This window comes from Vibrio sp. S234-5, from assembly GCF_000960595.1.
In the GTDB taxonomy this organism is placed as follows: Bacteria; Pseudomonadota; Gammaproteobacteria; order Enterobacterales; family Vibrionaceae; genus Vibrio.
Genome location: NZ_JZAM01000360.1, coordinates 36,637 through 50,563 on the forward strand (window position 1 = coordinate 36,637; position 13,927 = coordinate 50,563).

General features: G+C 51.1%; 9 protein-coding genes. All 9 read right to left on the minus strand.

The window, feature by feature from the left end; genetic code table 11:
* Positions 1–112: 112 nt before the first annotated feature.
* Positions 113–4,822, minus strand: a complete 4,710-nt coding sequence (locus UF06_RS23230; protein ID WP_052702588.1) for a DUF1983 domain-containing protein — start codon at positions 4,820–4,822, stop codon at positions 113–115.
* Positions 4,822–6,426, minus strand: a complete 1,605-nt coding sequence (locus tag UF06_RS19210) for a hypothetical protein (protein WP_045571857.1) — start codon at positions 6,424–6,426, stop codon at positions 4,822–4,824. The genes UF06_RS23230 and UF06_RS19210 overlap by 1 nt, the downstream gene beginning before the upstream one ends.
* Before the next feature lie 68 nt (positions 6,427–6,494).
* The gene (locus tag UF06_RS19215) at positions 6,495–7,292 is read right to left on the minus strand and encodes a hypothetical protein (protein WP_045571858.1); all 798 of its coding nucleotides are present in this window, start codon (positions 7,290–7,292) and stop codon (positions 6,495–6,497) included.
* Positions 7,289–10,549 carry a hypothetical protein gene (locus UF06_RS19220; RefSeq protein WP_045571859.1) on the minus strand — a complete coding sequence of 1,087 codons (3,261 nt, stop codon included), beginning with the start codon at positions 10,547–10,549 and terminating at the stop codon, positions 7,289–7,291. The genes UF06_RS19215 and UF06_RS19220 overlap by 4 nt, the downstream gene beginning before the upstream one ends.
* Complete coding sequence (locus tag UF06_RS19225; RefSeq protein ID WP_045571860.1) at positions 10,549–11,178, minus strand: DUF6682 family protein; 630 nt, start codon at positions 11,176–11,178, stop codon at positions 10,549–10,551. The genes UF06_RS19220 and UF06_RS19225 overlap by 1 nt, the downstream gene beginning before the upstream one ends.
* Positions 11,178–11,774 (minus strand): hypothetical protein, encoded by a 597-nt coding sequence (locus UF06_RS19230; protein ID WP_045571861.1) that lies wholly within the window; start codon positions 11,772–11,774, stop codon positions 11,178–11,180. The genes UF06_RS19225 and UF06_RS19230 overlap by 1 nt, the downstream gene beginning before the upstream one ends.
* A 3-nt stretch (positions 11,775–11,777) precedes the next feature.
* Complete coding sequence (locus UF06_RS19235) at positions 11,778–12,203, minus strand: hypothetical protein (RefSeq protein ID WP_045571862.1); 426 nt, start codon at positions 12,201–12,203, stop codon at positions 11,778–11,780.
* 56 nt (positions 12,204–12,259) lie between these two features.
* Complete coding sequence (locus UF06_RS19240; protein ID WP_045571863.1) at positions 12,260–12,640, minus strand: hypothetical protein; 381 nt, start codon at positions 12,638–12,640, stop codon at positions 12,260–12,262.
* Positions 12,641–12,675: 35 nt separating this feature from the next.
* Positions 12,676–13,896 (minus strand): N4-gp56 family major capsid protein, encoded by a 1,221-nt coding sequence (locus tag UF06_RS19245; protein ID WP_045571864.1) that lies wholly within the window; start codon positions 13,894–13,896, stop codon positions 12,676–12,678.
* Positions 13,897–13,927 lie beyond the last annotated feature (31 nt).

The window sequence follows — 13,927 nt, forward strand, 5'->3', positions numbered from 1 at the left end:
GTCTCTCCACTTGGTATAAGGTTGATTTATCATCTTCTAACTATATCAGCTATCAAAAACTAATTTAATTGCTTACCGGACGCATGAACTAGATTGACATCTACAATTGGGCTTAATCAAAGGCCGCTCCATTTCGAAATAATTGAGCAACTGCATCAGAAGATGCCCAGATTGTTCCGGTGGCATTTACCGAACTTGTCCTAACTTGGATAGAAACGCTAAATGATTGCCCAATAGGTAGCGGAACGACTGCCCCAACACCAGCGAATGAAATTGTTTCACTCGCACCCGAAGAATCGCTCGTAGATTCTGCTTTTGCCGTTGACATGCACTCAGAAACAACACTGCCATTTACAATAACCCTAACACTCCCTTCGGCAGATCCTTTTTGCCTTGGGTTTACAGCACATCTGAGAGTTACTGTTGCACCACCGACAAATAAGCTGGCCTCATGCTTTGTGTTGTTAATCCCAGAGAAAGAGCCAATAGTGGTCCAGTTGGCACCAATTTGATTCCTAGAAAGCACTACGGCCTTTGCTGCAACCAAGTCACCAATGATATTTTTTGCTTCGACGGTGCCAGCAAAAGTGCCTGTTGCTCCATCTAGGTGCCCTTTAATTGTGCAGGTTTCCTTAATGGTGACATTCTCCATTTCACCACTAGTTGCACGAACGTGTCCCTCAATCCACGCGTTGCGCATTGAGGCATTGCCTTGAGGATCAACATAGAAGTTATAACCGGCATAAGGCCCGCCAGCGCCAATGCGAATAATGGAACCGGTTATATCTCCCCCCTGAATCGAAGGCGAAACAATCTGAATACTCGCTCGCACAAAATCGGCGGTAATTTGCTGCGAGGTAAGAATTTGAATGGTCGCCTTCTCGATCATCGCCGTTGGGATAACCACCTTGCCTTGGTCAATCGCAAAGGTCGGAGTAATCACTTCGGGGTTGTTCGGATCGAACACAAAAAACTGACTCGCGCTCACAGCCACTTGGCTTGTGCCGTCGGATTTTGCCACGATACCAATGCCCGCTGTAATGTCGCCCGCTTGTACTTTTGTGCTCCATAGCGCTTTGAATGCTTCACTGCCATCCTGATTTATGGTCGCAATGGCCTGCGAGTTGGTTTGAGAGGCGGCTTTTGCCTCGTCGCCCTTTTGATTCGCCGTGTTCGCCGTTGCTTCCACGGTATCCACACGCTGGCTCATGGACGAGTTGTTGCTGGCGACTGTCTGCTGCAAAGAGGTCAAGCTGGCGTTTGTCGCCGCATCTGCCGCTTTGTAGGCAGAATCTATCCCTGTGATTTGCTGCGAGAGCGCTTGCGTCTCATCAGCCACCGTTTGCTCTAATGCCGTGATCGACGCATTGGTTTGCGCGTCTGCCGCTTTATAAGCGCTGTCTATCGAATCCACACGCTGGCTCATCGCCTGTTCATTGTCACTGACCGTTTGTGCCAAGGAGGATAAGTTCGCGTTGGTTTGGCTGTCTGCCGCCTTGTACTCGGCGCTCATGGTGTCGAGACGCTGAGACATTGCACTGTCACCACTTGCGACGGTTTGCTCTAAGGTAGACAGGTTCGAGTTCGTTGCTGCATCCGCTGCTTTGTAGGCCGAGTCCATATTATCTAAGCGCTGGCTTAACGCTTGCCCTGCAACCGTGACCACTTGTTCAAGCGAGCTCAAATTTGCATTAGTTTGGCTGTCTGCCGCTTTATAAGCCGCGTCTATCTGCGTGAGCTGCTGCGCGAGCGCTTGCGTCTCATCAGCGACCGTCTGTTCCAGGCTAGATAAGTTCGCATTGGTTTGCCCCAATTGGCTGTTAAACGTCGATTCAAGCGCGGTGATTTGCTCGACCAACGCTTGTTCAGCGTCAGCAAGCGCCTTGCGAGACTCAGTAAACTTCGCTTCACTGACCGCCGTTTCCCCTTCGCTCACCGCACCATACGCCGCGTTTAGCTGCTGGATCTGCATGGCCATCACCTTGGCCGCATTTGCCACGGTTTGATTGAGCGCTTGCAGCATAGCCAAGTTCTTGGCATCCCCTGCTTCAACGCTCGATTCCATATCAGTGATCTGCTGCGAAAGAGCTTCATCTGCGTTGCTGGTCACTTGTTCAAGCTCGGACAGGGCTGCATTGGTAGCGACATCGGCGGCTTTATAGGCCGCATCGAGATTGGTGATCTGCTGTGCGAGCGCTTGTGTCTCATCAGCGACCGTTTGTTCCAGGCTGGATAAGTTCGCATTGGTCGCAGCATCTGCAGCTTTGTAAGCGACATCGAGCGAATCTATCCGCTCACTCAGTGCCGAATCGCCATCACTCACGCTCTTAGCCAAAGTGGTTACGGTCGCGTTGGTCGCGGCGTCTGCCGCTTTGTATGCTGTATCGAGCGAGCTGATCTGCTCGGCAAGCGCACTGTTGTTATCCGACACCGTTTTACTAAGCGTCGTTAACGTGGCGTTGGTTTCGGCGTCTGCGGCCTTATAAGCCGTATCGAGATTGTTGATCTGCTGCGCTAGGGCGCTATCGCCATCGGAGACAGTTTGCGACAACGTATCGATCGACGCATTAGTCGCCGCGTCCGCCGCTTTGTAAGCGCTATCGAGGCTGTTGATTTGCTGCGCAAGCGCCTGTGTTTCATCAGCGACTGTTTGTTCCAGGCTGGATAAGTTCGCATTGGTCGCGGCATCGGCGGCTTTGTAAGCGACGTCGAGCGAATCTATCCGCTCGCTGAGTGCCGAATCGCCATCACTCACGCTCTTGGCCAAGTTAGTTACGGTCGCGTTCGTCGCGGCATCTGCCGCTTTGTATGCCGTATCGAGCGAGCTGATCTGCTCGGCAAGCGCACTGTTGTTATCCGACACCGTTTTACTGAGCGTCGTTAACGTGGCGTTGGTTTCGGCGTCTGCGGCCTTATAAGCCGTATCGAGATTGTTGATCTGCTGCGCCAGTGCGCTGTCGCCATCAGAGACAGTTTGCGACAACGTATCGAGAGACGCATTCGTGGCCGCGTCTGCCGCTTTATATGCAGTATCAAGACTGCTGATCTGTTGCGCGAGCGCTTGTGTCTCGTCAATCACAACTTGTTCTAGGTTGGCAATACTGCCCGTTAGCAGCGCATCGGCGGCTTGATAATCCGCCTCTAGGCTGTCGGCCCTCTGCGCTAAAGCTCCGGTTTCCGTCGCTAAGGTCTGCTCAAGGGCGCTAACTTTGGCGTTGGTTTGGCTGTCTGCCGCTTTGTAGTCCGACTCTAAACCGTCTACACGCTGGCTCATGGCCTGATTTGCATCGGCAACGGTTTGGCTCAATGCCGTTAAGCTGGCGTTGGTTTCGGTATCTGCGGCCTTATAAGCACTGTCTAACGCATCGACGCGTTGACTCATCGCCTGATTACTGTCGCTGACCGTTTGTTCCAGAGACGACAAGCTGGCGTTTGTCGCTGAGTCTGCCGCTTTATACGCGGTATCGAGCTCGGTGACTCGTTGTGACAACGCCTCGTTTTCACTGACTACCGTTTGTTCAAGCGTCGTCAGCTTGGCGTTAATCTCGATGTCGCTCGCTTTCATCGACGCTTCAAGGCCCGTGACGATCTCCGCTAAAGCGTGATCGGCTTCGGCCAGTACACGTTTGGCCTCGGTAATTTGTGCGGACGTTTCGGCGGCTTGCGCGGCGTTTTGCGTCGTGTATGCGGCGTTAAGCTGTGACACTTGCATCGCGAGCACTTTGCTTGTGTCTGCCAGTACCTTTTCAAGCTGCTTTACGTTGGCATACGCGCTGGCATCTGCCGATTGGTACTCGGCCTCAATTCGTGCCAGCTCGCCATCGATGGCGGCTTTGGCATTAGTGAGCGCCTGATCTAAATCGACATCAGCTTGAGATAGTGCTGCTTTCGCCTCTGACAGAGCGCTGTTCGTCGCGTCTATCGCTTGCGATAAAGTGGCGTCGGCTTGTTCCAGATCACTTTTGGCCGTTTCTATCTCTTGACGTGCCTGGTCGATACCGGCTTGCAGTGTCGCGTCCGCTTGAGATAACTCCGCCTTCGCCGTACTGAGCTCTTGCTGAGTCTGGCCAAGGCTCGTTTGCAACGCATCATTTGCCAATTCCAGATCGGCTTTGGCTTGGACCAATGCTAGATTCGCGTCATCGATACCAGCTTGCAGCGTCGCGTCTACTTGTTCGAGGTCAGACTTTGCTTGCGCTAAATCCTGCTGCGCTTTGGCAATGTCGGCGTTTGCCTGGTCGAGCTGCGCCTTGGTTGCTTTGGTGTCGATATCGCTTTGCAGCGCCTTAAACACCTCAGAGTTACTAAGCTGCTCCGCCAGTTCATCAATGATGTCGCCAATGTCCGGCGAAGTCTGCGCTAGAACGCCGTTCACATCCTGATACGGTCCCGCGATGTTGTTCTTATTGATAAAGCGGATCCAGTAGTAAAACGTACTACCGGTATTCACCACATCGGAAAACACGTTGGCGGGCGTGGTGGCAATCTGCACCGCTTGAGACAAGTTATTTTCCGTCGCTCGCCACACCTCGGCATAGGCATAGCCTTTGAACGTTGGGTTATCCCATTGCACTAAGATGGCCGAAAAGCCCCCGAACGCTTGCACGTTTTGCGGGGCGTGAGGCACTTCAACAATGTCACCACCACTGCCGCCGGAGTTACTGCCAACGACAATTTTATTCACTGTGCCCTTAATCGCGGCGACGTCTTTCTCGGTCACGGCTTTATACAGCCCGTTCCCGCGTTGTCCTGTGAGAATTTCTACGTTTTCATATAAGACATCGAGCGAGCGTCCCGCCCGAAAAGGAGATTTCTTAGCCATTAGTACAGCTCCGACAAAGAATCGGCTAACAAGATCCGCTCTACTTTGCTCGGCCCCTCAATGCGCACTTGCCATTTGGCAGCGCGTACCGGCGGCAAGCGAAAAGGATCATGGTTAAGTTCGCCAGCCGCCAAAGTGAAAATCACTTCACCGTCAGCAATAAACGTCACACTCAACTCCTGCGGGAATTCCGCTTGGATGCGAGCGCAAGTTAACGACGCGTTTTGCGCGATAAGAAAGGTTTTGCTTTGCCAAGTCATCGGCACCAGTGCTGCGCCGCGACGCCAAGCTTTTAACGCGGTGCCATTGGCAATAAACAGGGTGTCTTCGTTCAGGTAGTGATAAGCCGCATCCCAAGAGGCAGACAAGCGGGTAAAGCTTTGTGTGCTTGGGTCAAAGATGAACGCGCCGCCGTCATACTGCGCGATATACTGCCCTTCATTGGCCCATGCTTTGATGGTTTCTGGCTTGAAGCTTTGCCAGCTATCACGGTCGATGAGCCCTTCCGTCACCACCACTGCGCTCGATGTCGAGATAGCAACCAAGCCATCCGGTGAGGCATAAAGCGCCATGCCATTAATCACAACAAGCGATTGTGCACTGACACACGCTTGCTCGACGTTGAGGCGCATGCCGGTGATCATTTCCGGTGTCACACCAGAAAACAGATACGGCTTCCCTTTGGTTGCCACAACCAACGAAGTTTCAATCGGGGCGATGGCCACAATGTCATCATCCGTGGTGCCACGGTTCGCTTTGTTCCAGGCATACGGCAGATACGCTTCGGAAAACATCACCTCGTTACCGGCGAACCCTGCACAAATGCCGTTCGCCATCGCGCATAGCCCCTGCATGGTCGCGTCCGGCATGTCGTAGTCCCACGTTTCTAGCGCCGGACCGTTCACCTCTCGCGCTGAATCGATGTATTGCGTTTGGCTAATTGGCAATTCCGCGACAAGCAAATAATCCCCTTCACCGCTGGATGTCACCGAGCGATATAAGCGGGTATGGGTGATGTTGTGCGTGTTCACGCCTGGCGCGGCAAGTCGGACCGTCACCGTTGAACCAGGCTTTTCAATCAAGGTGGGTTCACTGGCCTCCCCTGGTGCGCCTTCTTCCCCAAAGCGCGTGACATAGGTTTGGATGTACAGTCGGTCTTCATCGTCGTAAGCGGGCAGCTCGCCTTCTGGCGGTTCTTCACCCGTCGCAACGCTCACGCTGGTCACAATCGGCTTGCTGCTTGGTCTGGGTACGCCGAGGTCATACCAAGCGGCAGGCATAGTGCCCGCGCCAGTGGCGATGTCTTGCGCGGTGACTTTAGGCTTGTCTTGCCCCGTCCAGTACACGCGTTGATATGGGTCTTGCGCCATCGGATTGGCAATCACACTAACGGGCTGACTGAACGTAAACCAATGCGTATGCGCGTAGAGAAACAGCGAGTCGGGCGAGTTTGGCAGCGTCGCTTTGTCTAAATCCGAACGAATTGGCGCAACAATGCCGCGTGTAAAGGTGCAATCTTGCGCGAATGTCGCGGTGTCATCGGGGAGTAAATGAGGCTCAAGGCGAGGCACCTCGCCCTTCATTGTGGAGATATCAATTCGCATTTGTCTCATCCTGCAAAGACAAAAAAAGCGGCCAACTGGCCGCTTGATGAGTTGGGGTTAGTGTGTGGCTAGATAGTCACTTTAAAAGGGGTGAGCCGGTCGCCACTGCGCCACTGGTTGTAAGCAGTGAAGATGGCTTGTTCGCGGTCATAAAAAGCGTTAACGATGGCGCGAACGTCTTCATAAGTTAGAGAAACTATCTCGTTAGATTTGGCAATCCAGCCGATAGACTCCTGCGCTTTATCTGGATTCGCCGCCACCGCCGCAATGCGTTTGTTGAAATTATCAATGCCAAACAAACCATCTTTGCCTTGGCCCATCTGATACAACTTACCGTGGTACTCGATATCACTGAACGTTGCAGACTTGCGAGTTTGAATCGCTAAGTCAGCATGATAGGCCGCAATGTCACGCATCAAATCGTCGGTAAAAGCTTCCTGCTTGGCCACATCCACCACCGGACGATCTGGCGCGGGGATAATTGTCTCGATGTATTCTTGCTGTTCTTCATCCCAAACTGGCTCTGTAGGTTGCTCTTTCTCCCACAATGATAGGGCGTACAACCAGTCGAGGTACTGGTTGTGATTTACGCTGAACGCTTCCCAAGCAATGGCTCTTTCAAGCTCCGGCTTGATAACGCTATCCCAAGGCTTACGCTCACTCTTACGAAGCTGCACATCTTGGTAAGTGACTTTATCCGGCTGGTTAAGGACCACCACAATGTAAGGCTCTACGATAGGAGAGCTTTCGCCCTCCTCGTTCGGTTCCGTATACCCAACCACACGTTCGCGAGTATCTTCTGCGTAATAGTGACGTATGTTTTCATCCACCTCAGCAAGCGAGGCGTAGTTTGTATCAATCATCATAAATCCACTCCTGGCACTTGCGCCCCAAACCTTGCGTGGTTGTCTACCCAGCCGATTGGCAAGGCCAACACAGCGTAGCCGTACAAGCATGATTGCTCGTTGAGGTTGTTGTAGATTCCGGTACCACCAATGACACGCATAGAGCTATCATCCCCCCAACCAGCACCATTGTGTTTCAGCTCGTTCCAGACAAAACCAAGGGTGGCTTGGCCATTTTCTGACGTAGCATGAGGCAAAATTTTAATCGAGGGGGAGGAGTTGGCTGGCTGACTCATCGTTATTGGTTGGTGCTCTGGGAGATACCCAGCTACGTTGTATAGCAGGCCGTCGTGCCCAACCAAATCACTAGTGAGCGGACAACTGCCGTAACGTTTACCGGACGCATTGGACGTAAGCACTTGACCCATTAGAGACTCAGCCAGTAGTGACCCCTTCTCAGTACGGTAATCTTGGGTTGTGATGACAGAACCTAACCCTTTTTTGTAGCCATACACTTTTGACGCAGATGACGGTTTGGTCACTTTCGCGGCAGCGGTGTATTGGTAAAGATTTACTACATCTGCCCCCCACGTAGTGATAGTGGTATTAGTCTCAGGATAGAATGTTGAGGGGCTTTGTGTCCAAGATACCCCGAGGTCAGAAGTAAACAATCGCGTTATATTTCCTGATTGCAAGTTCTTTCTCGTAAGCTGCCAAGTACCTTTAACCCCATCTGGAATACCCAACCAACTTCCCGCCCAACCGCCTTTCAACGCATCGACTTTCAGTATATTGGCAGGGTGGCCAGAGACGTCGGTTTGCAGGAAGTTCCCGGAGACTGAGAGGTTTATTGGTCGTTTAGGCACAACAAAGCATTTACCTGTTATATCAACGCTAGTTGATGAAACACCATAAGCTCTGGTGAGATACACATAGTCATTACTTGAATCCCCAGCCACCTTAGAAATAGGGTAGATAGTTCCACTTGCATCAATAAAATGTCCGCCAACAGTCGTAGAGGCGCGATCTTCTGTATAGGCATTGAAAAACTTAGAGTGAACTGTGCCTTTTGGTAAGTTGATGTGTACAAAATCAGGTTGTATCCCCTTGCTTAATGGCACACCGCAGTCAAATACGGCTGTTTCTGATAGTGACTCCATCCCCCGCATAGTCCCATTCTCAGCTTTTGCCATCGCTTTGAAATAGTCTTCCATTGTGATTGGGAATGCCGACAGTCTGCGGTCAATCACGCCGCCTTCGCCGTCGGGGTAGATTGCGTCGTAGAACTTGCCATCGGGTCGGCCTAGAGCGGTGTCAGAAGCAATCGATCCCCCAAGATTAGTGTTGAATGGTGTACCAACTCCATCAATAGTGGTCGCTTTTTTGAACGCGTCAGCTTTTGTAGTCGGCTTAACAACTCCTGGCATCCAATACTTCTCTCCCCAACCATCCGTTTTATTCCATGGCTGAGCACCAAGGGGGTTCCATTCGTGATACGCCCCCTGATTGAGCCGCAAAACAGTGGCTAAGACGTAGAAGTAGCATTCGCCGTTGTAAGCTCTTCCTGTAGGGATATATCCGTAACCTGCGCTAGCTTTATAAACGCCTTTGTCTCTAAAATTTGGATCACCCCACATTGTAGAAGACGTTTGTCTAGGGCAGTACAGCACACTACCAACACTGGAAGATCTTAATGGCTCAACTGTATCTTGGTTTCCTTGGGCATTAACGTACATTGGACTCTCGCCAGCGCCATCCCTGAAAGTCAGGTATAAGTTTTCAGCGCTATTTATTCGCTCCCAATCCCCATTCCCAGCCCCAGCAATCGTTCTTGGGCGAACTCTGAACTGCACCAACTTCCCATCAATGACATAAACATGATGGTACGGGTTCTGCAAAATCGTCAGCAGTTGCGCATCGGTTAAGTCGTTCAAATTCCAACCACGGCCACGCGAGGTTGTATCACCAGTGAAGTTGGCAAAATAGGTGATTGGTCGAACGTTATCGACCGTTGTAGCAATGCCGTCAACACTGGTTGCTTGGTTGTTAATGCCGCCGTAAGGGTAGATGTACGGTTTGGCTGGCGTAATTTCTTCTAAGTAGCCTTCGAGACCAGAGAGGTCTACGCGTTCAGTGACGACTTCTTCTGTGATTGGGCGGATGTAGATATACTCTATTTCAATTTGTGCGTTCGCCCCGCCACCAGATATATTAAATACTGAGCCATTTTTCCCACTTATGACTTTCCTGACTTCTGAACCATTCCCAGTAGGGAACACCTCTGACCCTACGTAATTCTGGTTTAACCTTACTGTTATTCCTTGGTTTGACCAATATTTAATAACGACTTCATACTGATTAGTTTCAGAGAAGAACAGATTATTTTGGTATAGCAGAGTGTTGCTTGTAGATGGGCTTACCGCTCTTAATTTTCCGTCAACTAGGGTAACAGTACTGCCAGATATAGTTGACCAGCCACTAGTACCATTTCTTAGATCCCCATTCTTAACCATCCCCTCAAACGCCCTCGCCACCGCCTCATTCACGTTCGGCGCGACATCCCCATACTTAGGGTCAACTTCGGTTAGCAGGTTCAGCGTAGGCTTGCCCGTACCACGACAGTTGCCAGAGCTGTCGTAGATATCGGTGCCGTCTGGGGCTTGGGGGAATTTCAGCTGGCACTGGGCTGTGAGTGTGATGTTGACTGCCCTAAGTGAGATGGGAAACCCAGCGATGTTAAACACAGGGTAGTCTGTCTCTGAACTGCCTAAGTGCCCTGATGAAATTCCAGATTTACCGACAATAAGTAGGTTAGGCGTTGCTCTATCTGACCACATACCTTCATTGACATTATTGGTGCTATGCCCAATACCCGCATGAATCATCCCACTCGCCGCGCACTGACGATTAACCGACGCTCTCATTGCGTCCATGTCTGCTTTAGTACGTGCGAACGCGAGTGCAGTAAGCCAGCCTGAACTAATCTTACCCTGTGAATTCGCCAGCGGAATTTTGCCCGGTGAAGGGTCAATGGTTGCGGTCCCTCCGGTGACGATAGCAGCAGCGTTTTGTTCGGATACCTTGGCTTCGGCGGCTTTTTGGGTGGCAATATTCGCCTGGTTGACTGAATTTGTTTCCGACGCTTTGGCAGCGGCGGCAGAGCTGGCCGCATCACTGGCGCTGTTTTGCAGCACGGTGTTGCCCTTCACATACTCTTGGAGTAGTGCCGACGTCTCATCTGTCAGCTTGTTAACGCTATTTACCAGCTCTTGACTCATTACCGCGCCCCTTCACTTTGGTTAATCATTTGTGCTTTGGCGTTATCCGTGGCGGTTTTATCACCAAGCGCCGTGGCAAACGCTTGCAAGTGAAGCTGTGCCTTCTGCCCTTCTGCCGGATTTAACGAATCTTTGTTGTAGGCGCGATACATCACAAAGTCAGCGACAACGCCCTCATAGACTTCTGAGAGCGGAAACGCCGCACTTTCATCTGTGACTTTTAGTGTGCGGGAGTAGACCACCTCCACATTCACTTGCTCTTGTGGCGCTGGATATAGAAACAGTGTGGTTTCATCGAGCTCATTGCGCGTCCAGCACACCGGTGCGCCTACCGTCGTGCGCCATTCTGGATAGAGCTGATTAAGCTTGTTGATGCTAACAAACGTCGCGGCAACGTTATCGATGTGGTTCACAGCAAGGATTTGATACGCATCGGCGGGCAACGCCACCGTATTCGATGACGTCGCGACAGCCGCCGTAGCACGGCTCAAATCAGGACGACGAATGACAATCGCGGCAATGGCGTCGTTCATAAAGTCGATCAGTTCAGGGCGCGACCAACGCACATTGCGAAGATCGATTAAGTCCCGCGAAATGCGGTCAATCAGGTTTTTAACGGTGATGGGCATTAGAAGAACTCCCGTTTGCGGATCGGGTTAGAAAAGGCTTGCGGCTCGCCAGATTCCAAAGCAAAGCGCTTCGCGCTACGCATCGCTTCAACAAACCATTGACGGTACTCATTACCGAGCGATGGGTTATGCCAATCGCTGTCGGGTTGAAGCATCAGGCGATGGGCAGCACCGTAACAAATGGCTTGCGCGTACTCATCGAGCAACAGCTTCGGCAAGGTTTTAGAGTTGACACCAGGCTCGACACTGCAATGCACGTAGACAACCGGATTCGAAACGATAAACGACATCACATCGCGGCTCATTTGGCGGTAGTGTTCACCTTTAGTCAGTGCCGCGTGTTCTGCGTCAGTCACGCTAATCATTTCGCTGGCAATGTAACTGCCTGAGTCGCTGTTCAGGTCCGAGCTTCCCACCACGGCAATCACATCGCCCGCCGCCACGTTTTCCAGCGTTCGTGAGTAACGAACCACACCGCTCTCGCGGCAAAACTCCTGCGCTGCTTGAACCAGTGCCGAGTGCATAAGCGGCGGCAAAGTCACATTGACGAGCTGGCGAAGCTTAGGCGTAAACAAATCGACTGAGACAGTTTCCATGGTTTACCCTTTTAACTCGGAGCGAACACGCTTGCGGTAATCATCCGCACTTTCACCAGATTGCTGGCCTTTGATATCCAGACCAGCAGCAACGATATACGTATGAATTTTCGCAGCGGCTAACTTAGAAATATCAACTTCTTCACCGCCAATGCTGACCAAGAACGAAGCTTGTTCTGCTTCTAGCTCAGCTTGCTTTTTACGTTCTTCTTCTAACGCTGCTTTATGGGCTTCGGCTTCTTTCTGCTCTTTGATTTTGCTTTCAAGCTTATCAACATGAACAAATGTATTTTCAAAACGAAGTAGGATTGCCGCTGCCTCTTCGGTCACTTCAATTGGCTTTAAACGTGGGAACACCTGACGACTTCCAGTGATGGTGTCACGCTTACGCTCTTTAGGTCCGATGTAAACAATTTGGACTTTTGACATGTCTTTTCTCCAAATAAAAAAGGCGGACCATGCCGCCTTTCCTTTGACTGGGTTGGTTAGTAGCCTTCGGCTAGATATTCCACGCCAAGGGTTACCGTGCCGTTTGCTTCAGCACCTTTGATAACGAGTGCCAGTGGCTGCTTGCTTTCTGTGTATTCAGTAGGGATCAGAATGCTTTCTGCCTTAGCACCAGAGAGTGCAATACCAGCTTTAACGACTTTTTCACCAACTTTGATGTCAGCAGTAACGCCAGCGCCAATACCAGTGGTGATTACACGAAATCCGGTGATCTTCATGCCGATTTCAAGTTCAATTACTTGAATCTCATCATTGGCGGCAATGGCAGATAACTGGACATTAACCAGTGCCAATGCAACGTTACCGTGGGTGCCTACATAAATCCGGTCTCGCATGGATGGTGCTTCATGAATTGCCATGTTTGTTTCTCCAAGGGGCACTTAGCCCCCTCTAATTAAAAGCCGAGCTTCACCGCCGTATCGAGAACGATGATGCCGTGATCGTTGACGCGTCCAGTTTTGTCAGCGAAACGGATTTTCTTAACGCCATTCATCCAGCCGATAGTGATTTCGGTTCGGTTCCCGGCGTCCGTTTTTTCTTCGACGATGGAGAAAGAGTTACCCGATTGAGTTTTGCCCCACGCTGTAGCTAGAGCTTGACCGCCCATCAACATAGCGCGATCAATAGTCGTCCCCGCGGTTTTCTGTGAAACCGTAGCCAACTTATCGTTGTTCGATACCTTGACTGTGGAACCGGCATTGAAGCGAATCGGCATCCCTTTGTACTTACGCACAAGAATGTTGCCCATCATCGCGCACTCACCAGAGAACACCGGATGCTTGAAATTGCGGCCTCGGTTCAATGCTGATGCGACCAACATCTGCCAATCTTTGTAGCTAGAAGTTTTTTTCCAGCTATCCCACTGACGAGGCGTTACGTTTAATAGATAGAACGGTTCATCACCTGCCAGTTCGTCTCCATTAAAGCGGATTGGCTGAATCGGGTTCGCCATCTCTTCAATGAACAAGTTCAAATTGTCCACCGACTCCATAGAGAAAACATCAGCTTCGTCCAGCTCTTCGAAGCTATTGGCATCACCGCCGAAGAAATGGCGATCATGAGTTGGCGGCAACACATCGTTTACCATGATCTCTGCGTACTCTTCGTGAGACTCTTGCGGCACGATGCTGTCTATCGCGAAATGGTCGCCACGCGCACCAGCAGCATGGATAATCGACACTTGATCTTGAAGATTGTTGAAGTACGGGCCAAGCAGCGTTCGTGCGGTCTTGCGTAGATCATGAGTCGTACGCTGTTGCGTCATTTTACCGCCAGCATCGACTTGGTGACGGCCTTGGTTGATACCAAGCTCGAAGCTGGTGAAATCGATTGATTCACCACGCCCCGCAATTTTCTTATCACCCATTGTCGGACGTTTGTTCAAGTGATGGACAATCTGCATATCCACCGTATCGCCGCCGCCTTTAGAAAGGTCAGTCACACGCACAATAGGAGCGTGGGAGCTGGTTTGACGCTCCATGCCTTTCTTATCTGGCATGGCTTCTTTGGGGAGTTCTTCGGTCAACATATTGACAAGAGAACGGGCACGAAGCGTAGAGGTAAATAAGCCAACCTCTTGAATTTTCCGTGCTTGTTGTTTGGTAATGGTAGTCATTTGTCAAACTCCAGACATAAAAAAACCCCGC